This is a genomic window from Streptomyces sp. NBC_00876 (assembly GCF_045207435.1).
GTDB lineage: Bacteria > Actinomycetota > Actinomycetes > Streptomycetales > Streptomycetaceae > Streptomyces.
Genome location: NZ_CP108800.1, coordinates 772,758 through 793,203 on the forward strand (window position 1 = coordinate 772,758; position 20,446 = coordinate 793,203).

The following is a 20,446-nucleotide window of genomic DNA, read 5'->3' on the forward strand; positions in this document are numbered from 1 at the left end:
TCTCCTTCCTTCCCGGGCCGCGTGGGGCCTGGCCCGGCTGAGTCAGTTGGGTAGTCCGACAGCGCGTTCGCCGCTGCGTCGCTGCTGGATCACGACGGCTATGACGAGGAGGGCGCCCTGGGCGACGTTCTGCCAGAAGGAGTTGATGCCCTGGACGGTGAGACCGTTCTCCAGGGCGCCGAGGAGGGCGACGGCGAGGAGGGTGCCGCCGATGCCGCCCTTGCCTCCCTTGAGGGCCGCGCCGCCCAGTGCGGCGGCGGTGATCGCCTTGAGTTCGAGGCCTTCGCTGCCGGAGGTGGGCTGGCCGGATCCGGTGCGGGCGGTGAGGAGGATGCCGGCGATGGCGGCCACGATGCCGATGAGGGCGTAGACGCAGATCAGGTATTTGTTGATGTTGATGCCGGCGAGGCGGGCGGCGGTGTCGTTGCCGCCGATGGCGTAGATGTTGCGGCCGATGTCGGTGTAGCGGAGCAGGATGTGGACGGCCACGGCGACGACGATGAGGATCCAGACCATGACGGGAAGTCCGGCGATCTTTCCGCGGCCGAGGAAGATGAAGACGTCGTTGTTCAGGACGTATCCCTGGGCGCGTCCGTCGGACAGGAGTTGGGCGAGGCCCTTGTAGGCGGCGAGGCCGGCGAGGGTGGCGATGGTGGGGTTGACCCGGCCGTAGACGATGATCAGACCGTTGAGGGCGCCGATGAGCAGGCCGACTCCGATGGCGGCCGCCATGCCGAGGAAGGCGTTGGTGCCTGTGCTGGTGAAGACCATGGCGCTGACCACGGATGCCACACCGGCCTGCGAGCCGACGGAGATGTCGAGGCCGCCGCAGATGATCACGACGGTCTGCACGATCGCGAGGAGCCCGGTGATGGTCGCCGCCTCCGCGATGACCTGCATGTTCGACAGGCTCAGATAGTTATCGTTGAGGACCCCGAACAGCCCGAGCACGAGGATCAGCGCGCCGACGAGGCTGATGTTTTGCCCGCTGATGCGGGAGAGCAGCTTCGGCATCGAGGAGGCCGGCCCTTCCGACGGCTCCTTGACTGCCGGGGATGGGGCGCTGGTGGTGGTCATGAAGAGGCTCCGGGGGTACGGGTGCTGATGATGTCGTCGGCCATGGCGAGCTGGAGGATGGATTCTTCGGTGGCTTCGCCGTGGTTGAGTTCGCCGGTGATGCGGCCGCCCTGCATGACGACGACGCGGTCGGCGAGGCCGAGGAGTTCGGGGAGTTCGGAGGAGATGACGAGGACGGCCACACCGTCGGCGGCGAGGTCGGCGATGATCTGGTAGATCTCGGCCTTGGCGCCGACGTCGATGCCGCGGGTCGGCTCGTCGAGGATGAGGACCTTGGGTTTGCGGGCGAGCCAGCGGGCGAGGACGACCTTTTGCTGGTTTCCGCCGGAGAGTTTGCGCACTTCGTGGTCGATCGAGGGTGTGCGGACCCGGAGCCGGTCGGTGTAGTGCTGGGCGAGCTCTCGTTCGGCGGTGCGGCGTACGAAGCGGGAGCGCCGTAGCCGGTCGAGGACTACCTGGGAGATGTTGGCGCGGACGGACTGCTGCAGGAAGAGCGCCTGCGCCTTGCGCTCCTCGGGGGCGAGTCCGAGGCCGGCGCGGATCACCGCGCCGGGGCGGCCACTTGGCAGTGGGACTCCGTCGAGGGCGGCGGTGCCGCTGTGGACGGGCTGGTCGCCGGCCAGCGCGAGGGCGAGTTCTGAGCGTCCTGCTCCGATGAGACCGGCCAGGCCGACGACTTCGCCGGCGTGGACCCGGAGCGAGATGTCGTGGACATCGTCGGTGGTGAGGTTCTTGACGTCGAGGACGAGGCGGTCGGTGGCGACCCGCTGTCGGACGAACATGGTGGACAGGTCGCGGCCCACCATGAGGCGTACGAGCTCTGCTTCGTTCGTCGTGTCGGCCTGCTGGACACCGACCAGGCTGCCGTCGCGCAGCACGGCGATGCGGTCGGCGAGCTGGAAGATCTCCTGCATGCGGTGCGAGACGTAGACGATCGCGATGCCTTGGTCCCGCAGTCGCCGGATCAGGGCGAACAGGGCGTCCACCTCGTGCTCGGCGAGGGAGGACGTGGGTTCGTCGAACGCGATCAGTGTCGCCGCGGTACTGCCGGTGAGGGCGCGCATGATCTCGACCAGCTGGCGTTGTGCCGGGGTCAGCTGTGAACCCAGGAGGTTCGGGTCCAGGACATCGGCGAAGCCCAGCCGGGCCAAGTCCGCGTCGATGCGGCGGCGGAGCTCGGCCCGGTCGAATCGCCGGCCGGACTTGCGCGGCAGGGCGCCGGCGTAGACGTTCTCGGCGACCGAGATGTGCGGGATGATCTCCGGTTCCTGCGGAATGATCCGGATGCCTGCCGTGCGTGCCTTGGCCGGGGAGTCGAGCACCACGCGCTCGCCACCCAGGACGATGTGCCCCTGGGTGGGCTGGTGGTCACCGGTGAGGATCTTGAGCAGGGTCGACTTGCCCGCGCCGTTCTCACCCATCAGTGCGGTGACCTGCCCGCGGGGGAAGTCGAGCGTGACCCCGCCAAGGGCCCGCACCGCCCCGAACCGTTTGGTGACGTCCACGATGCCCGGCGACGGGGAAGGCGGCGACGCTTCTTCAGTCTGTCCTTCGGAAGGGTCCGGGCCGGCGGGCGCGTGGGGGGCTTTTGTCATATGTCGTTCACCTCGAAGGCATGGCGCGCAGAGTGGTCAAGGGTGTTGGACCGGCATGGAGCGGTGCCGTTCCGGCCCGTGGCAGCAACCGCTGGTGCGGCCGCGGGCCGGGCCGGGTCAGCCGCAGGTGAGACCGGCGGTCTTCCAGGAGGAGTGGTCGACCATCGTGGTGGGAGCGAAGGCTTCCTGCGGGAAGCTCTTGCCGTTCTTGAGCTTGTCGTACATGGTCTGGACGGCCAGGGCGCCGACGTCCTTGCCGTTGATGAAGAGGGCGGCCTTCATGCCGCTCTTCTTGTCGGTCTGCCATTCCTTGCAGGCGAGGTAGGCGCCGAGACCGACGCCGATGACGTGGTCGGGGCCGATGCCGGCGTTCTGCAGGGCGGTGACCCCGCCCATGGCGTTCTCGTCGTTGCAGCCCCAGACGACCCAGTTCTTGACCTTGGAGTTCGCGGTGATCGTCGCGGCGATCTTGTCCTGGGCGCCGGTGGGGGTGTTGTCGGTGGGCACGTTGATGGTCTTCACGCCGGGCACCGCGGCGTCGAAGGTCTTCTTGGCCGCGTTGACCCGGTCGCCGCAGACGGTGACGTCCTGCTTCCAGGCCGAGATGACCCGGGTGTCGGCCGCCTTCCAGCCGGCCTTCTTGTACTCGGCGGCCGCGCGCTTGCCGACCTCCTCACCCATCTGCGCACCGCTGAACCCGATGCGGGGGACCAGGTCGTCCTTTCCGCAGGCGGCGGGGTCGGGTCCGGTGGTGCAGATCTGGTCGTCGGAGGTGAGCAGGGCGACCTTGCCGTCCTTCGCCGTCTGGACGACCTGCGGGCCGACGGCCGGGTCGGGGACGACGATGATGATGCCGCTCGTCTTCTGTGCGACGGCGGACTGGACCTCGCTGACGGTCTTGTTGGCGTCGTTGCCCAGGTTGACGACCTTGAGGTCGATGCCCAGCTCCTTGGCCTTCGCCTTGGCGCCGGCCGCCTCGCCGATGAAGTACTCCTGATCGCCCTGCTTCTGCAGGTACGTGAGGGAGATCTTGCCTTCGACCTTCTTGTCGACCGCGTCGCTGCCGGAGGACTCCTTGCCCGACGAACACGCCGTGGCGAGACCGAGAGTGAGCAGCAGGCCGGTGGCCACGGCGATGTTCCGGTGGAACGAAGAGTTCATGAGGAGCTCCTTCGAGCTGGCAGTGACCGCCGCGCATCGTGCTGTCGGGGCCGTGTGGTGAGGACTGATCCGGTGGTTCCGGGTCACGTCGGTGTGCTTGCCCGTCCGCGGAGGGCGCCGGGCTTCGTGCATTGGTGCGGGGGTGTGCGGGGGGCCGGTCCGCCGGTGCCCGACGGACGGGTTCCGGCGGTGGCGACAGGCGGTACGCCAAAGGTCAAGAAGCGGACGAGCCGCACCGGCGCATTGCGTACCACGGGTGAACCTCCGCTTCCGTGACAGCCGCACGCAGCCCCTGAGGCGTTATCGTCATTTGATAGCATCATTAAAACCGTCGGCAGGGCAAGCCCCTGCACGGTCACAGCACGGTCTCAAGCGGGCGGAACCGCGCGGCCGCACCCCATCGGAGGCTCATACATGGCAGAGCGAGAGACACCGTCAGCCACAGTTCCCGTCACCCGTCGAGAGCCACTCAGGAGCCGTGCCTGGTTCGGCGACGGCGGCAAGAACGGATTCATCGCCCGTCACCACCTGCGAGCCATGGGGCGCGGTGGTCACAACTTCGACGGCCGCCCGGTCATCGGCATCTGCAACACGTTCTCCGAACTGACCCCGTGCAACGGCCACTTGCAGATCCTCGCGGACGCGGTGAAGCGTGGAGTGCTGCAGGCGGGCGGCTTCCCCCTGGAATTCCCTGCCATGTCTCTCGGGGAACCGTTCCTGCGGCCGACCTCGATGCTCTACCGCAACCTGGCGGCCATGGAGATCGAAGAACAGATCCGGGCCAATCCGATCGACGCCGTCGTATTGCTCACCGGGTGCGACAAGACCACGCCCGCCGCGCTGATGGGTGCCGCCAGCGCCGGTGTGCCCGCCATCGTCCTCACCGGGGGACCCATGCTCAACGGCCGGTTCAAGGGCCGCAACGTGGGTTCCGGCACGGACATCTGGCGGATGACGGAAGAGCTGCGCGCCGGGACGATATCGCAGGAGGAGTTCACCGAGTTCGAGTCGTCCCTGAACCGCTCGGCGGGGCACTGCATGACCATGGGAACGGCCTCCACCATGGCCTGTCTCACGGAGGCCCTGGGCATGATGCTGCCCGGCGGCTCCGGACTTCCGGCCGTGGACGCCCGGCGCGGCACACTGGCCGAAGAGACCGGCGCACGTGCCGTGGCACTCGCGGGAAGCGACCTCACCCCCCGGCGCATCATGACGCGAGCCGCCTTCGAGAACGCCGTCCGGATCAATGCGGCGATCGGCGGGTCCACCAACGCGGTGGTACACCTGCTCGCCCTGGCCGGCCGGCTGGGAGTACCCCTGGAACTCGACGACTTCGACCGCCTGGGCGCCGAACTTCCGCTGCTCATCGACCTGATGCCCTCCGGGCGATTCCTGATGGAGGAGTTCGCCTACGCCGGAGGGCTGCCGGCGCTCGTCAACGACCTGCAGGACGCACTGCACCAGGACACGGTGACGGTCACCGGACTTTCCCTGACAGCCAATTGCCAGGGTGCGCAGGTGTACGACCGTGAGGTCATCCGGGCCTTCGACAACCCGGTGCTGCCCGCGGGACGAGGGACGGCCGTGGTTCGCGGCAGCCTCGCCCCGGACGGTGCCGTCATCAAACTGTCAGCTGCCGCACCGCACCTGCTGGACCACACCGGCCCCGCCCTCGTCTTCGACTCCATCGAGGAATACCTCGCCGTTGCCGAGGACCCCACGCTCGACGTCTCCGCCGAGACGGTGCTCATCGTCCGCAACACAGGCCCCCGCGGCTATCCGGGCATGCCCGAGGTGGGCAACCTGCCCTTGCCGAAGAAGCTGCTGGACGCCGGGATCAGGGACATGGTGCGCGTATCCGATGCCCGCATGTCCGGCACCGCCTTCGGTACGTGCGTGCTGCACGTGGCACCGGAGGCGGCCGTCGGCGGCCCGCTGGCCTTCGTCCGCACCGGCGACCAGGTCAGACTGGACGTGCCCGGGCGGCGCCTCGACGTGCTGATCGACGAGACCGAGATGGACCGGCGGCGCTCCGCCTGGCAGCCGCCGAAACCGCCCGTCACCCGCGGCTGGACCTACCTCTACACCGAACACGTCACGCAGGCCGACACCGGCGCCGACCTCGACTTCCTCGTCGGCGCGACCGACTCGCCCCCGCCCCGCCAAGCCTTCTGAGGAACCGACATGTCCGCACCCGTACACAAGGATCTCGACACACTGATCCGAGGAGTCTCACCCGTACTGGAGGTTCCGTTCCACGACGACGGAGAGCTCGACCCCGACGGATTCACCACAGTGGTGGACCGGGTACTCGCGGCCGGGGTGAGCTCGCTGATGTTCCCCGGTTTCGCGAGCGAGTTCCACAAACTCGACCCCGACGAGCGGGAACTGCTCACCGGGCTTCTCCTCCAGCAGACCCGGCACCGCCACGATGTCGCCGCCATCGTCTCCGTCCCGGACCACGCCACCCGGTCCGCGGTCCGCCAGGCTCTCCGGGCCGCGGAACTCGGGGCCGACGCCGTCAACCTGCTCCCGCCCCACTTCCTCGCGCCCTCCAGGGACGCCGTCTCGGCCCACCTGCGTGCGATACTCGCCGCCGTCGATCCGCTGCCCGTCGTGGTGCAGTACGCCCCGGCGCAGACCGGAACGGCACTGGACGCTCCCACCCTGCACCGGCTCGCCGCCGAACACCCCAATCTGCGCTGGGTCAAGGTCGAGTCCGCTCCCCCGGGCCGGCTGATCGCGGCTCTGGCCGCCGGGCCACGTCCGCTGCCCTCGCTCGTCGGCTACGCCGGTCTGCAACTGCCGGACGCCCTGCGGCGGGGCGCGGTCGGCGTGCAGCCGGGCTGCTCCTTCACCGAGTTGTACGTCGAGCTCTGGAGGCGCTGGGAGGCGGGCGACGAGACCGGGGCCGTCGCCCTGCACACCCGGATGCTGCCCTACCTCTCCTACTGGATGCAGAACGTGGAGCTCATCATCGCCGTCGAGAAGGAGATCTCCGTGCGCCGTGGCTGGATTGCGTCCGCCCACTGCCGGGCCCCGGGGTACCGGCTCGACGAGGAAGAGTTGAAGATGATCGACCGCTTCTGCGCCGAGTTCGCCCCCCAGGTGCCGGAGCTGGCCCGATGAGCGCCGAGGTCGTCGTGTGCGGCGAGGCCATGCTCCTCATGCTGGCCGAACCCGGGGTGCCGCTGGAACACGCGCTCGCGTTCCGCCGTTCCATCGCTGGCGCCGAGAGCAATGTGGCGGCGGGTCTGGCCCGGCTCGGACACTCCGTCCGGTGGCTGGGCCGCGTCGGTGACGATCCGGCAGGGCGGGCCGTGCTGGCCCAGCTCCGCGCGCAAGGCGTGGACAGCTCGTACGCCATAACGGACCCCGAGGCTCCGACCGGAGTTCTCATGCGCGACAGCCATCCGGCGCGCGCCATCGACGTGCAGTATCTGCGTACGGGCTCAGCCGCCTCCCGGATGTCCCCGAACGAACTGGAGCCCCGCATGTTCGAGGGGGCGCGACTCGTCCACATCACCGGCATCACCCCAATGCTGTCGGATTCGGCGCACCGGGCCACCTTGCGCCTCTTCGAACTGGCGCGAGCCGCCGACGCGACGGTCTCGTTCGATCCGAACATCCGTCACAAGCTCGGCTCACCCGACCGCTGGCGCGAGGTCGTCACCCCCCTACTGTCCCGTGCGGACGTGGTGCTGGCGGGCGAGGACGAGTGGGAACTGCTCGGCGTCCCGGACCCGGCCACACTGCTCGACAAGGGGCCGCGAACCGTCGTCGTGAAGCACCGCGACAAATCGGCCACCTGTCTCACCTCCGAGGCGGAAGCGGCCAGACAGCCCGCCTTCGACGTACCGGTCTCCGACCCCGTGGGAGCGGGGGACGCCTTCGCCGCAGGATTCCTCTCGGGCCTGCTGCACGGTCATGGCCCAGATCAGTGCCTGCGCCAGGCCGCCGCTGTGGCGGCTTTGGTGGTCCAATGCCCCACGGACACGGACGGTCTGCCCAACCAGGCCGGACTCGATCGCGCCCTGGCCGGCTTCACGGACGCCGGATCCGAAACCGTCATCCGGTGACAGCGGCGACCGGCCACCGCCGAACCACCACACCCCTACACAAGCAAAAGAGTATGAACGTCATGTACCGATGGGAAACCACCCAGGCCGTCACCGCACAGCGCGTGTTCGGCATCATCCGCACGGCAGGTCCGGACGAGGCCGTCATCGCGGCGGAAGCCGTCCTGGACGCCGGGCTGCACGCCGTGGAGATCGCCCTGACCACACCACGTGCTCTCACCGCCCTGGCCCGCCTCGCCGAGACCCGCCCTGACGCGCTGCTCGGCGCGGGCACCGTCATCGACGCGGCTGCGGCCCGCGCGGCCATAGAAGCCGGCGCACGCTTCCTCGTGTCGCCAAGCCTCCACCCGGAAGTCATCCGCGCAGGCCACCGCTACGGAGTTCCGGTCTTCCCCGGCGTCGCCACCCCGACTGAAATGGTGCACGCCCTGGAGGAGGGCGCCGACGCGCTGAAGCTCTTCCCTGCCTCGGCTGTATCACCTGCCTGGCTGCGCGACGTGCGCGCGGCACTCCCCCAGGCCCCCCTGCTGCCCACTGGAGGTGTGACAATCGACAATGCCCCGGAATGGATCGCCGCGGGTGCGGTGGCCTGCGGGATCGGTTCGGCCCTGACGTCGGGCGGTGCCCCGAGCACAGGTGAACGCGTGGGCACGCTCTTGCGCAGACTCGCCAATTCTCGTTGACGAGCACCGGACGCCACAATCGGCAAATGTAGGCGCTTTCGAAACGGACGACAGGGAGTGGCGTGGAACTTCACGGACTGCACGGTCAGGTGGTCGAGCGCATCGGGGAGTCCCTCGCCGCGGAGCAGATTCGTGCGGGCGAGGTGCTCCGCCTCGAAGACGTACAGGACCGGTACGGAGTCTCCCGGACCGTGGCACGCGAGGCGGTCCGGGTCCTGGAGTCGAAGCGGGTCGTCACGAGCCGGCCCCGCGTGGGAATCACCGTGCGGCCGATGATCGAGTGGAACCTCTACGACCCCCAGGTCATCCGATGGCGACTGGCCTCGCCCTTCCGCAACGCCCAGCTGCGCGAACTCACCGAGTTGCGGGCCGCGGTGGAACCGTCCGCCGCTGCTCTCGCGGCGGTGGGCGCGTCACCCAGTTCGCGGAAGGCGCTCGTCGAGCTCGCCCGGGCGATGGAGAGTGTCGCTCGAGCTGATGACATCCAGGGCTTCATAGCGGCGGACCTGGCTTTTCACCGGGCGCTGCTGAATGCCTCAGGGAACGGGATGTTCGCCCAGCTCTCCGAGGTCACTGAGGAGCTTCTCCTCGCCCGCCGCGACCTGCCCCTGATGCCGGACCACGTGGACGTGGACGCCGTACGCCGCCATATGGAGGTGGCCGAGGCCATCGCCGACGGACGCCCGGACGATGCGTCGCGGTGCGTCCGCGCCATCGTCGATTCCGCCCACCGCGAGGTGGAACAACTCCTGGAAGGCGGCGCGCACTGCGCGCTCGGCAGCCGTCCCCGTACGGCTTGAACGGGGCAGCACACGAGCGGCACCTCCGGACGCTAACCCAGGCCAGTGGCAAGCCTGGGCACCGACACTCCTGGCCTTCCTCCTCACCAGCACTGCGGCCCGCCACATCGGCCCGCGCGGCCAACTGCTGGAAATGGCCCTCCTCCACGCCGCACCGTCTTCGCACCGACGGCACCGCGCTCGAAGCAGTCGCCGCCGCCCCTTCCCGCTCTCACAGCACTCAGGCGTGGCTCGTCGAACTGCCCGAACCGGCACTCGCCGAACCGGCCGCATCCTCCTGGGCCGCTACCCCCGACGGACTCGTCTGGCTCGTCCCCCGCCGAGTGCACCTGCTGCGCAGACGCACATTGATGCCGCACTCGACCACATCGCCTCGCGGGGCACCGGTGAGGCCCATCCGTCGCCTGCGAGAGTTGGCGGCCGATGGGCCCCAGGCCAGCGTTCTCCGAGCGGTGGTACAGAAAGCCGAACAAGCGCACCGGGAAGGTTCCTGGGTCGACGAACTCAGTCAGCTGATCCACGACCCCCGTCGACGACTGGTCAGGGACGGAACGGATCTGCTGGAAGTCATCCTCGCTCTCCTGAACAAAATGCAGGAAGCCCTGACCCAGGGGGCACTCCCCGCGGCATGCCGCGCCGCCCAACTTCCCCGCCTGGCGTGCCTCTCGCGCGGGCGATCGCCGAGGAGACCGGCGTGACACCCGCCCAGTTGGCGGTGGCCTGGGTACGCAAGCGCGCCGCCCATTCCGTGGCCACGCTCGTCCCGATCAGCAGCCCGCGCAACCTCTCCCGGCTCGACAGCTACAGGGTGTACTGCGCGCTGGGCGTCGAGGGCGCAGGGCCGAGGTCGGCGCGGCGCCGCTCATTGTGCCCCACGAGGGGATCGCGGTCTCCCTGGACCGCCGCCAGGGAGGCCGCGCCGACCGCGCCATCGCCCCGGTCGCGCCGGGGGCTTGATGGGTGAACGCGGCTGAGGACACAGCGCGCCCGCGCCGCAGCCAGAAAAGCAACACAAACTATCTTGCACTGGGAGAATCCCGGGGCGAGCGAAGTACCCCGCGATCGTGCGGGTGTGGGAGAACGCCTGGGCGGAGTTCGTGCCCTTCCTCCAGTTCGACGTCGAGATCCGCAAGATCGTGTGCACGACCAACGTGATCGAGTCCGTCAACGCCCGTATCCAGGCCGCCCTCAAGAGCGTCTACCTCGCGGTCATGAGCCTGGACCCGACCGGCACCGGCGCGAAACGCTGGACCAGGCGATGGAAGCCGGCACTCCAGGCATTCGACATCGCCTTCGAAGGCAGGCTCACTGCAGCACAGCAGTAACAACCAACCCCTGAGATACACCACTCGCTGTACAGACCCTGCTGTCCATGGATGCCGAACTGAGCAGGAACTCCGCAGGTGTTCCACTTCTTGCGATGCCCGACTGCTTCCCTGAGGGAACGCCCTGCTTGGGCTTTTGGGCCGGGCAGAACGGACCGGACTTGGCGGAAAAGACGGAACCGGTCGCATCGGCGGGGCCGGGGACGATATAGCCGATGGGGCCGTAGGGGTGGTCGGGGCTCGACCACCACGAAGGTGCACGAACGAAGGTGCATAGCCAGTGCCGACTGATTGCTGCGTTGCACGCTCTGCTGAAGGTTAGGTCGTGCGACCGTTGATCCAGACGATCACGGTTCCCCCTCTTCCGTAGCCCCCTGTGGCTTGCCCGCAACACCCTGCCTCGAAGACACGTTTGAGGCGATGCCGTTGGACGAACGCAACCACGGACGGCCGCCGGCGGAGGTCCTCGGGTACGGGGGCGGCGTCCGCGGAGCCGTAACGGGTACGGCCGGACGTCGTTGGAGCGGGCAGCAGGAAGAACGACAGGGGGTGGACCGTGCGTCGCACCGTGCTTGAACAGTTCCCCGCAGGGGGCCCGCGAGGCAGTTGGCCGGCGGAGGAGTTCGCGGCGGCCCGTCGCGGCGAGGGTGTCGCGGCGGAGGTCGTGATGGATCTGGAACAGGACGTGTTCCTGGTGATCGTGCCGCAGCAGTCCTCGGACCGGGGCCACTGACGTCCGGTGCGAACCGGCCGAACGCCCCGCTACCGCACCGCGGGTCAGTCCGTCGGGCCGGCGTTGCCCTAACCCGGCTCCTGGGTGGTCTCGGGCCGACGGGCGGACACCGCGTCGAAGACGCTCCATCCGTCGACCGTCCGGGGCACCGCGTCATCGGTGTCCCAGCCGTGAACGGATATCGCCTCGTCGACCAGTGCACGCACCGTTCCCGGCTCGTTCAGGTTGAGGTAGGCGCCCGCGGTGGCCACCCCGCCGGAGTGCAGCCTGCCGTCGGGCACCAGCCTGCCGGGTCCTGGCCGGAAGACGATCTCCAACCGCCCCCGGCCGTCGAGCGGATGGACGGCGAGTATCTCGCGGCAGTTCTGCTCCGGGCCACCGTCCCTCTCGTGCCGGTGACCGACCTTCCAGAGGAAGACGGTGCCGTCGACGACGAGGCGGCGGGACTTCTTCTCGCTGCGTGACATCCCCGGATGCTACGGCGTGTCGCCCCGCCAGTCCCACTTGTACGGCTCGTCCGGACGCGGCCCGTACTCGGCCCGGCCGCCCGGCCCGTAGGAGCCGATCTCGGTGATCAGGGCGGAGCCGTCCGCGAGGGCCACCTCCGTCCAGCCGGTGACGTCCAGCAGCAGCCCGTCGAGCGGGCCGCCCACCAGTTCCCGGTAGTTGCGACCCGGCCGGGGCCCCGGGTCGGGGTCGTCGTGATCGGCGCCGTACACCCGCCGCCGCATGATCTCGTCCATGCAGGCAGGATCGCACCCGCCACTGACAATCGCCTCTGCCATCGGGCCCGCGTCCCCCTTCCGTGCCTCCGGGGCCGCTCCGCCGGCGCACAGCCCCATGGGGCTGGCGGCTGCTCGGGAAGCGGGCGGTCGTCGACGACGCTCAGGCCTGCGGTGCCATGATGATCGTCGTCGGCGGGCACCTGCTGATGGAGCGCCTGGCAGGCTGTCGTGCCCGGCCCACCCCGTACGGCGTCCGAAGGAGAGCACATGGGACACCCCTCTGCGCACCAGGAAGAAGCGGACTCCGCGATCCGCAGGCGGGTCCAGGACAGCTTCGAGCGCCAGGGCCTCATGGCCCATCTCGGCGCACGCCTCAGCCACATCGGCCCCGGCCGGGTGCACATCGAGCTTCCGTCCCGGCCGGAGGTGACCCAGCAGCACGGCTACATCCACGCCGGTGCCACCAGCGCCATCGCGGACAGCGCGGGCGGCTACGCGGCGCTCACCCTGCTCTCCGAGGATTCCGAGGTCCTCACCGTCGAGTACAAGATCAACCTCCTGGCGCCCGCCGCCGGCGACCGCCTGGAGGCCATCGGCACCGTCCTGAAGTCCGGACGCACTCTGACCGTGTGTCTCCTGGAGGTGTTCGGCGTCCGCAGCGACGGCGAGCGGAAGCTCGTCGCCAACGGCCAGCAGACACTGATCCGTGTGGACAGGCCCACGGAATGACCTGGCTGCCGTTCCTGCCGGGCCCCACGTAAGCACCTGCTCCCCCAGCTCCCGGTCACCCCTTGCCGGAGCCCAGCGTGAGCGCCGCGATGAAGTGCCGCTGCAGCAGCAGGAAGGCGACGAGGGCCGGGAGCGCGACGATCACCGAGGTCTGTTTGGCGAGGGTCACGTACTCGTCCAGCGTCACCGGCGCCCGTTGGCCCCGTTCGCTGAAGAGACTCTTCCGGTTGAATACGGCCCACGGATAGCAGCAGTAGGGCGCGAGGTACTGCATGCGGTTTCCGGCGAACCACATGCAGACGTCATCGGGCTTCCCCGTAGATACCGTTTGAGTTTGATGTTCCCCTGAAGAGTGTTGTGGTCAACGGTATTGGCCTTCGCCTTCCGGCCGCCCGACTGAGCGGCACAGGCCTTGAAGGCCTCCGCGAACGTCTTCTCCGGAATGGGATCGGACGAGTTCGAGCCCAGAGTGATGGTCTTCCCGTCACCACCGGGACCGCCTCCGCACGCGGTGAGCAGCGCGGGAAGTGTTACCGCACCGGCTCCAACCGCCGCACCACGCAGCAGACTCCGACGGGACATCCGATATCCCGCGACGCTACCGGGCAGCTCTGGCCTGTCGTACGCGTGCGCCATGACCCCCTCTGCCGGAAGGCAACCCAACACAACCGAACGCCCGCTTGGATCCCACTCCCAACCAGGGGCCCCGTCAAGGGTTTTGACGAGATCCCGGGCAACCAGCACCCACCCTCTTCCAACATTCTCCAACAGGCTCTAACGTAATCGCTCGTCTTGATGTGTGCATGGCGCTACTCGATTCGGCACGAGTCCGGAGGAACCTAACGATGCGTCACTTTTCCAGCAGCGCAACCCGAACAAGCCGCCACAGAGTCATCGGAGCGCTGACCGCAGCCCTCCTGTGCGCGGCGGGAGCAACCGTTCCCGCCGCGGCCCACTCCCCGGCCACCCCGGCGCCGCCCGCCGGCGCACCGGCCGGAAGCGGCCTTGCCCTCACTCCCCCCATGGGCTTCAACAACTGGAACTCGACCCATTGCCGGGCCGAGTTCAACGAGTCGATGGTCAAGGGAATCGCCGATATCTTCGTCGAGAAGGGACTCAAGGAAGCGGGCTACGAGTACGTCAATCTGGACGACTGCTGGGCCAAGACGCAGCGCAATGCGGACGGCAAGCTGGAAGCCGATCCGGTGCGCTTCCCGAACGGGATCAAGGCCGTCGCCGACTACGTCCACTCGAAGGGGCTCAAGCTCGGCATATACACCAGCGCGGGTACCAGGACCTGTGACAGCGTCGGAATTCCGGGCGCGCTGGGCCACGAGTTCAGCGACGCGCAGCAGTTCGCCGACTGGGGCGTCGACTACCTCAAGTACGACAACTGCAACAACCTGGGTGTGGACGCGAAAGAGCGCTATACGACGATGCGTGACGCGCTGGCCGCGACCGGCCGGCCCATCGTCTACAGCATTTGCGAGTGGGGCGAGAACAAACCCTGGGAGTGGGCCGCCGAACTGGGCAACCTCTGGCGCACCACGGGCGACATCAACGACAGCTGGAACAGCATGCTGTCGATCATGAAGCAGAACCTTCCGCTCGCCGCGGCCGCGGGCCCCGGCCACTGGAACGACCCCGACATGCTGGAGGTCGGGAACGGCGGGATGACGGACACCGAATACCGCACCCACTTCTCCATGTGGTCGGTCATGGCCGCGCCACTGCTCATCGGGGCCGATCTGCGCAAGGCGACGCCGGAGACGTTCGACATCCTCTCCAACCACGAGGTCATCGCCGTCGACCAGGACCCGCTGGGCAAGCAGGGCACCGTGCTCTCCTCCGACGGCGGGCGCTGGGTCGTCGCCAAGGAGATGCAGGACGGCAGCCGGGCAGTCGCACTGTTCAACGAGACCGGCAGTGCGCAGCGGATCTCGACGACGGCCACGGAGGCGGGGCTGCCGGAGGCCACCGCGTACAGCGTGCGCGACCTGTGGACGCACACCACCACCAACACGGCGGGAGGCCTCTCGGCGACCGTCCCGGCCCATGGCACCGTGCTGCTGCGTGTCGCGGCCGACAAGCACTGGGCGGCCTATCCGCCCGCCGTTGAGCTCGCTCTGGACGGCAGTGCGCTGGTGGAGGCCGGCCGCACGGCGAAGCTGACGACCCGGGTCACCGATCTGGGCCGTACGCCCGCCACGAAGGTGTCGGCCGCGCTCACCGGGCCGGCCGGCTGGCAGGTACGGGCCGATTCCGCGACCACGGCGGCGGCGCTCGCCACGGGACGGACGCTGGCCACGCGCTGGCAGGTGACGGCCCCGGCCGGCACGGCCACCGGTACGTACGACCTGACACTCACCACTCGGTACCGCGCGCCCTCCGGGAAGCAGGTGCGGTCCTCCGTACCGTTCCAGGCCCATGTGGTGGTGGCGCCTCCGGCCGGGGGCGGTTATCTGAGCGATCTGCCGCGGCTCTCCGCCTCCAACGGCTACGGGCCGGTCGAGAAGGACACCAGCAACGGCGAGAGCGCGGCGGGCGACGGGAAGCCGCTGACCATCGGCGGCCAGGTGTTCACGAAGGGGCTGGGAGCTCACGCGTCCAGCAGCGTCGAGTACTACGCGGGCGGCGCGTGCAGCACCGTGACGGCCAGTGTCGGGGTCGACGACGAGACGGGCGCCAAGGGGAGCGTGGCCTTCGAGATCTGGTCGGACGGCACGAAGGCCGCCTCCACCGGCGTCCTGACCAACGACATGGCCGCGCAGTCCGTCTCGGCGGACGTGAGCGGCGCGCAGGTCGTCCGCCTGGTGGTCACCGACGGCGGCGACGGCGTCGACTACGACCACGCGGACTGGGGGGACCTCCGCATCACCTGCTGAGGCCGTGTGAACGGTACGGACCCGAGGGGCCGGGTGGCGGCGTGACGCCGTCGCCGCCCGGCCGCAGGATCCCCGCTCGCCGGACGGTCCGGGACCCGGCCGTCCGGCGGGCCCACCGGACGGCTGCGGTGTCTAGACGGAGACCGGGCCGTCCGCGCCGACGCGGGCAGCGAAGGCCGCCGCCGCCGCACCCACCAGCCCCGCGTCGTTGCCCATGACCGCCGGCACGACCGTCAGCTGCTGGACGAACGACAGCGTGGCGTACCGGCGCAGGGCGCTGCGCAGCGGCGCGAACAGTACGTCGCCCGCCCCGGCCACCCCGCCGCCGATCACCGCGATGTCGATCTCGACCAGCGTGGCCGTCGCCGCGATCCCCGCGGCCAGCGCCTGCGCGGCCCGCTCGAACGAGGCCACGGCGACCGGGTCGCCCGCCCGCGCCGCGGCCGCCACCGCCACCGCCGACGCGTCGCCGTCCGGGCCGGGGCGCCAGCCGCCCTCCAGCGCGCGGCGCGCGATGTTGGGCCCACTCGCGATGCGCTCGACGCAGCCGCGGGAACCGCACGGGCACGGGTCACCGTCGAGGTCCACGCTGATGTGTCCGATGTGGCCCGCGTTGCCGCTGGGGCCGGGGTGGAGCGCGCCGCCGAGAACGAGCCCGCCACCGACACCGGTCGACACGACCATGCACAGCGCGTTGTCGTGGCCGCGGGCCGCGCCCAGCCAGTGCTCGGCCGCGGTGATCGCGACCCCGTCGCCGACCAGCTCGACGGGCAGTCCGCCGGTCGCCCTGCTCACCCGCGCCACCAGCGGAAAGCCCCGCCAGCCGGGAACGTTGACCGGACTGACCGTCCCCGCGGAGGCGTCCACCGGACCCGCGCTGCCGATACCGACGGCGCAAGCCCGCCCCCACAGCGGCGATGCGGTCAGCTCGGCCAGCACCTCGCCGACCGCCGCCATGACGTGCTCGCCGCTCTCCCGGGCCGGCGTCGGGCGCTGCGCCCGTACGAGGAGCGTGCCGCTGCCGTCCACCAACGCGCCGGCGATCTTGGTGCCGCCGATGTCCAGCGCGGCGACGAGGTCGGTATGCATCGGTGTGGGCTCCGGATGGTGAGGGGGTGGACCTGCGGCTTCATTGAATAGTCTGCATAGTCTCCATTCAGCTGACAACGTTGTCCAGGGCCTATGCTCGACGCCACAGCCTCCGGCCCCTTCCGCGGCACCCTCCGCGGCCCCGCCGGACAGCCCGCACCCGACGACAGGACAGCGCACCGTGGCCGAGACCACCCGTCACCCCGAGCCCCGTTACGGCAACCGGCCGACCATGAAGGATGTGGCCGCGCGCGCCGGAGTGGGCCTCAAGACGGTCTCGCGCGTGGTCAACAGCGAGCCGGGCGTCACACCCGACACCGAGCGCCGGGTCCAGGAGGCCATCGACGCGCTGGGCTTCCGCCGCAACGACAGTGCGCGCGTGCTGCGCAAGGGGCGCACCGCCTCCATCGGCCTGGTCCTGGAGGACCTCGCCGACCCGTTCTACGGTCCGCTGAGCCGCGCCGTGGAAGAGGTCGCCCGGGCGCACGGCGCCCTGCTCATCAACGGTTCGAGCGCCGAGGACCCGGAGCGCGAGCAGGAACTCGTCCTCGCCCTGTGCGCGCGCCGGGTCGACGGGCTCATCGTGATTCCGGCGGGCGACGACCACCGCTATCTGGAACCGGAGATCAAGGCCGGCATAGCGACGGTCTTCGTCGACCGTCCGGCGGGCCGGATCGACGCCGACATGGTGCTCTCGGACAGCTTCGGCGGCGCCCGTGAGGGCGTCGCCCATCTGATCGCGCACGGTCACCGCCGGATCGGCTTCATCGGCGACCAGCCCCGCATCCACACCGCCACCGAGCGCCTTCGCGGGTATCACACCGCCATGACGGACGCCGGAATCACCGTCGAGGACTCCTGGGTCTCCCTCGGCTCCACGGACCCCGGCCGGGTCCGCCGCGCCGCCGAGACCATGCTCTGCGGTCCGGAGCCCGTCACGGCACTCTTCTCGGGCAACAACCGGGTGACGGTGACCGCGGTACGCGTCCTGGCGGACCGGGAACGGCCGGTCGCCCTGGTGGGCTTCGACGACATCGAGCTCGCGGACCTGCTGGGCATCACCGTCATCTCCCAGGACGCCGCGGCCGTCGGCCGCACCGCGGCCGAGCACCTGTTCCGCCGCCTCGACGGAGCCGACCACGCCCCGGCACGCGTGGAGCTCCCGACGAGGCTGATCCCGCGGGGATCGGGCGAACTGCGCCCGGCCTGAGCCCACTTGGGTATCCTGTGCCGCCATGCGGCCTCCAGGAGACCCGGCGTACGGTCCGCCAGGGCTCCGGATGCGCGCTCACCGCACTCGCCTTCCGGGGAAAGGTTCAGAAGCAGGGTGAACGAACGCACTCTTGAGGCCCTCGGCCTCGACGCGGCACCACGCGAGCAGCCGCTCATCTACCCGGGGGCCTGGCCCTCGGAATCGGGCCTGCTGCATCGGAACACGTACCTGCGACTGCGGCCCGGGCCGGGTGCGGGGCCGGCCCAGTGGCTGGTGGAAGGCCTGGAGGCGGGCGGGCCGCTGCCGCTGGACCAGGTGCTCAGGGACGCCGGTGAGCCGCTGACCGGCGACCGGATCCCCGTACTCTCGATCGGCTCGAACGCCTGCCCGGGACAGCTCCGGCACAAGATGGGCGGCCTCGGCGTCTCCTCGACGATCCCCATGGTCAAGGTGCGCGCGACCGGCATCCTGGCCGGGGTGTCCGCCAACGTGAGTCCGCTCGGCTACGTCTCGGCGTCCCCGTTCCACGCACCGGGCAGAACGCGCGACCTGTTCGTCACGTGGCTGGACGCGGTTCAGCTGAAGATCGTCGACGACAGCGAGGGCGTCTTCACGCCCGACGGCGAGTACGACCGGGTGCTCCTGCCGGCCGGCCGCTTCCCCATGGAAACGCCTTCGGGTGAACTGCTGGGCGGTGTCCACGCGTACGTGCACCGCCGCGGCGTGATCCACGACGGAACCGGCGTCGCCAGGGTGCACCCGGGCGAGCGGCAGTTGCTCACACAGCTGCTCGCGGAGTCACCGAGACTGCGCGAATGGTTCGGCGGCACCCCTGAGGAGTTCAGCTCGCGGGCACGCGGCAACAGACCGCTCTGCGAGAAGGGCACCCAGCTGTTCCGGGACGAGGGGCGCGTGACGCCGTCCGGTCTCGAGGACCTGGTCGACGGGGTGCCGGGGAGCCCGTCCGGCGACGGCTTCGGCACCTGAGCGCGGGCCGGCACCCTCCGCGCCGCTCGTCCGAGCGGCGCGGATACGGGCTACGGCGTCGTGACGGTCAGTCCCCCGCGTCGCGGTGAGGCGAAGGCGTCGAGGTCCGCGCGGGTCAGTCCGGTCAGCCGGGCCACCTCCGCGGTGTCCAGGGCCCCGCAGTCGATGCCTCGCAGGAGGTAGCCGCTGAGCGCCTTGGCGGTGGCGGGTTCGTCCATCACATCGCCGCCCGCCTTCGCCACGTACGCGGCGAGCCGGCCCGCGGCCTGCTCCAGGCCCTCGCGGTAGAACGTGTAGACGGCCGCGTAACGGGTCGGCAGGTGACCCGGGTGCATGTCCCAGCCCTGGTAGTAGGCGCGGGCCAGAGCGCGCCGCGTGAGGCCGTAGTGGAGCCGCCAGGCTTCGTGGACCTGGGTGGTGGGGCCGACGGGCAGCACGTTGGTCGAGCCGTCGCAGACGCGTACGCCGGTGCCGGCGGCGGCCACCTGCATGACGGCCTTGGCGTGGTCGGCGGCCGGGTGGTCGCTCGCCTGGTAGGCGGCGCTGACCCCGACGCAGGCGCTGTAGTCGAACGTGCCGTAGTGCAGCCCCGTGGCCCGGCCCTGCGCGGCGTCGATCATCCGGGCGACGGCGGCGGTGCCGTCGGCGGCGAGGATGGACTGGCTGGTCTCGATCTGGATCTCGAAGCCGAGCCGCCCGGCGGGCAGTCCGTGCGTCTGCTCGAAGGCTTCGAGGAGCTGCACGAAGGCGGTGACCTGTTCGGGGTACGTCACCTTGGGCAGGGTCAGGACGAGCCCGTCGGGAAGGCCGCCCGCCCGCATCAGCCCAGTGAGGAAGACGTCCGTGGTGCGGATGCCCCGGTCCCGTACGGCGGCTTCCATGCACTTCATCCGGATGCCCATGTACGGCGCCGCCGTGCCGTTCGCGTACGCCTCGGAGATCAGCCGGGCGGCGCGGGCCGCGGCCTCGTCCTCCTCCGCGTCGGAGCGGGGGCCGTAGCCGTCCTCGAAGTCGATCCGCAGGTCCTCGACGGGCTCGCGCTCCAGCTTGGCGCGTACGCGGTCGTGGACGGGCCCGGCGAGTTCGTCCGGGATGCCGAGCACCGAGGCGAGGGAGGCCGCGTCGGGAGCGTGCTCGTCGAGCGCCTTCAACGCCTGGTCGCCCCATGCGCGGATGGTGCCTGCCGTGAAGGTGTCGCCGGGTACGTAGACCGTGTGAACGGGCTGACGGGTGCCGGGGTCGCCCGGGTACCGGCGGGCGAGTTCGGCGTCCACCGCCGTGAGCGAGGCGCTGATCCCGTCGCTGACCGCACCGGCGAGGCTCGTCGCCGCCTTCTCCTGCTGACCCATTTCCGCACCCTCCACG

Annotated in this window: 17 protein-coding genes and 2 pseudogenes; 11 read left to right on the plus strand and 8 right to left on the minus strand. The window is 69.9% G+C overall.

The annotated features are described in order from the left end of the window. Positions 1-42 precede the first annotated feature (42 nt). The 3 genes from OG782_RS03340 to OG782_RS03350 form a co-directional block, all read right to left on the minus strand. Positions 43-1,077, minus strand: coding sequence for an ABC transporter permease (locus OG782_RS03340; RefSeq protein ID WP_406447883.1), 1,035 nt, complete (start codon positions 1,075-1,077; stop codon positions 43-45). Further along, a complete protein-coding gene (locus tag OG782_RS03345) occupies positions 1,074-2,582 on the minus strand; it encodes a sugar ABC transporter ATP-binding protein (RefSeq protein ID WP_406447884.1) in 1,509 nt (502 codons plus the stop codon). Before OG782_RS03345 ends, OG782_RS03340 begins: the two co-directional genes overlap by 4 nt. Positions 2,583-2,789: 207 nt before the next feature. After that, positions 2,790-3,833, minus strand: coding sequence for a substrate-binding domain-containing protein (locus tag OG782_RS03350; RefSeq protein ID WP_406447885.1), 1,044 nt, complete (start codon positions 3,831-3,833; stop codon positions 2,790-2,792). A gap of 414 nt (positions 3,834-4,247) precedes the next feature. On the opposite strand from OG782_RS03350, the gene OG782_RS03355 reads away from it, so the two are divergent. The 7 genes and pseudogenes from OG782_RS03355 to OG782_RS03385 all read left to right on the plus strand — a co-directional run bounded on the left by OG782_RS03355 (position 4,248) and on the right by OG782_RS03385 (position 11,453). Further along, a complete protein-coding gene (locus tag OG782_RS03355; protein ID WP_406447886.1) occupies positions 4,248-6,008 on the plus strand; it encodes an IlvD/Edd family dehydratase in 1,761 nt (586 codons plus the stop codon). A gap of 9 nt (positions 6,009-6,017) precedes the next feature. Then, positions 6,018-6,962, plus strand: coding sequence for a dihydrodipicolinate synthase family protein (locus tag OG782_RS03360; protein ID WP_406447887.1), 945 nt, complete (start codon positions 6,018-6,020; stop codon positions 6,960-6,962). Next, positions 6,959-7,912 (plus strand): sugar kinase, encoded by a 954-nt coding sequence (locus OG782_RS03365; protein WP_406447888.1) that lies wholly within the window; start codon positions 6,959-6,961, stop codon positions 7,910-7,912. Before OG782_RS03360 ends, OG782_RS03365 begins: the two co-directional genes overlap by 4 nt. A 62-nt stretch (positions 7,913-7,974) precedes the next feature. Continuing rightward, positions 7,975-8,595 carry a bifunctional 4-hydroxy-2-oxoglutarate aldolase/2-dehydro-3-deoxy-phosphogluconate aldolase gene (locus OG782_RS03370; protein ID WP_406447889.1) on the plus strand — a complete coding sequence of 207 codons (621 nt, stop codon included), beginning with the start codon at positions 7,975-7,977 and terminating at the stop codon, positions 8,593-8,595. Between the two features lie 62 nt (positions 8,596-8,657). Then, a complete protein-coding gene (locus tag OG782_RS03375) occupies positions 8,658-9,395 on the plus strand; it encodes a FadR/GntR family transcriptional regulator (protein ID WP_406447890.1) in 738 nt (245 codons plus the stop codon). A gap of 1,046 nt (positions 9,396-10,441) precedes the next feature. Beyond that, positions 10,442-10,720 (plus strand): annotated as a pseudogene (locus tag OG782_RS03380) (transposase); the annotation flags it as partial. 556 nt (positions 10,721-11,276) lie between these two features. Beyond that, entirely contained in the window at positions 11,277-11,453 is a 177-nt protein-coding gene (locus tag OG782_RS03385) for a hypothetical protein (RefSeq protein WP_406447891.1), read from the plus strand. A 68-nt stretch (positions 11,454-11,521) separates the two neighbouring features. On the opposite strand, the gene OG782_RS03390 is transcribed toward OG782_RS03385, so the two are convergent. Further along, positions 11,522-11,920: a hypothetical protein gene (locus tag OG782_RS03390; RefSeq protein WP_406447892.1), complete on the minus strand. Its 399-nt coding sequence runs from the start codon at positions 11,918-11,920 to the stop codon at positions 11,522-11,524. Positions 11,921-11,929: 9 nt separating this feature from the next. Continuing rightward, positions 11,930-12,196, minus strand: coding sequence for a hypothetical protein (locus tag OG782_RS03395; RefSeq protein ID WP_406447893.1), 267 nt, complete (start codon positions 12,194-12,196; stop codon positions 11,930-11,932). A 249-nt stretch (positions 12,197-12,445) separates the two neighbouring features. Here OG782_RS03395 and OG782_RS03400 point away from each other — a divergent pair, with 249 nt between their 5' ends. Continuing rightward, positions 12,446-12,907, plus strand: coding sequence for a PaaI family thioesterase (locus OG782_RS03400; protein WP_406447894.1), 462 nt, complete (start codon positions 12,446-12,448; stop codon positions 12,905-12,907). 151 nt (positions 12,908-13,058) lie between these two features. On the opposite strand, the pseudogene OG782_RS03405 reads toward OG782_RS03400, so the two are convergent. Then, positions 13,059-13,489, minus strand: a pseudogene (locus tag OG782_RS03405) (carbohydrate ABC transporter substrate-binding protein); the annotation flags it as partial. A gap of 263 nt (positions 13,490-13,752) precedes the next feature. Here OG782_RS03405 and OG782_RS03410 point away from each other — a divergent pair. After that, positions 13,753-15,792: an NPCBM/NEW2 domain-containing protein gene (locus tag OG782_RS03410; protein WP_406447895.1), complete on the plus strand. Its 2,040-nt coding sequence runs from the start codon at positions 13,753-13,755 to the stop codon at positions 15,790-15,792. A 132-nt stretch (positions 15,793-15,924) separates the two neighbouring features. On the opposite strand, the gene OG782_RS03415 is transcribed toward OG782_RS03410, so the two are convergent. Further along, positions 15,925-16,881 (minus strand): ROK family protein, encoded by a 957-nt coding sequence (locus tag OG782_RS03415; RefSeq protein WP_406447896.1) that lies wholly within the window; start codon positions 16,879-16,881, stop codon positions 15,925-15,927. Between the two features lie 181 nt (positions 16,882-17,062). Between OG782_RS03415 and OG782_RS03420 the strand changes: the two genes are divergently transcribed. Both OG782_RS03420 and OG782_RS03425 read left to right on the plus strand, forming a co-directional pair. Continuing rightward, complete coding sequence (locus tag OG782_RS03420) at positions 17,063-18,091, plus strand: LacI family DNA-binding transcriptional regulator (RefSeq protein WP_406447897.1); 1,029 nt, start codon at positions 17,063-17,065, stop codon at positions 18,089-18,091. A gap of 117 nt (positions 18,092-18,208) precedes the next feature. Then, the gene (locus OG782_RS03425; protein WP_406447898.1) at positions 18,209-19,081 is read left to right on the plus strand and encodes a hypothetical protein; all 873 of its coding nucleotides are present in this window, start codon (positions 18,209-18,211) and stop codon (positions 19,079-19,081) included. Between the two features lie 50 nt (positions 19,082-19,131). Here OG782_RS03425 and OG782_RS03430 read toward each other — a convergent pair whose 3' ends face one another. Further along, the gene (locus OG782_RS03430; RefSeq protein WP_406447899.1) at positions 19,132-20,430 is read right to left on the minus strand and encodes a DUF6986 family protein; all 1,299 of its coding nucleotides are present in this window, start codon (positions 20,428-20,430) and stop codon (positions 19,132-19,134) included. Positions 20,431-20,446 lie beyond the last annotated feature (16 nt).

Excerpts from the sequence above, each read along its gene's own strand:
- OG782_RS03355 (WP_406447886.1), top strand. The coding sequence starts at position 4,248 with ATGGCAGAGCGAGAGACACCGTCAGCCACAGTTCCCGTCACCCGTCGA.
- OG782_RS03340 (WP_406447883.1), bottom strand. The coding sequence starts at position 1,077 with ATGACCACCACCAGCGCCCCATCCCCGGCAGTCAAGGAGCCGTCGGAA.
- OG782_RS03400 (WP_406447894.1), top strand. The coding sequence starts at position 12,446 with ATGGGACACCCCTCTGCGCACCAGGAAGAAGCGGACTCCGCGATCCGC.
- OG782_RS03350 (WP_406447885.1), bottom strand. The coding sequence starts at position 3,833 with ATGAACTCTTCGTTCCACCGGAACATCGCCGTGGCCACCGGCCTGCTG.
- OG782_RS03410 (WP_406447895.1), top strand. The coding sequence starts at position 13,753 with ATGCGTCACTTTTCCAGCAGCGCAACCCGAACAAGCCGCCACAGAGTC.
- OG782_RS03415 (WP_406447896.1), bottom strand. The coding sequence starts at position 16,881 with ATGCATACCGACCTCGTCGCCGCGCTGGACATCGGCGGCACCAAGATC.
- OG782_RS03360 (WP_406447887.1), top strand. The coding sequence starts at position 6,018 with ATGTCCGCACCCGTACACAAGGATCTCGACACACTGATCCGAGGAGTC.
- OG782_RS03370 (WP_406447889.1), top strand. The coding sequence starts at position 7,975 with ATGTACCGATGGGAAACCACCCAGGCCGTCACCGCACAGCGCGTGTTC.
- OG782_RS03430 (WP_406447899.1), bottom strand. The coding sequence starts at position 20,430 with ATGGGTCAGCAGGAGAAGGCGGCGACGAGCCTCGCCGGTGCGGTCAGC.
- OG782_RS03395 (WP_406447893.1), bottom strand. The coding sequence starts at position 12,196 with ATGGACGAGATCATGCGGCGGCGGGTGTACGGCGCCGATCACGACGAC.
- OG782_RS03390 (WP_406447892.1), bottom strand. The coding sequence starts at position 11,920 with ATGTCACGCAGCGAGAAGAAGTCCCGCCGCCTCGTCGTCGACGGCACC.
- OG782_RS03365 (WP_406447888.1), top strand. The coding sequence starts at position 6,959 with ATGAGCGCCGAGGTCGTCGTGTGCGGCGAGGCCATGCTCCTCATGCTG.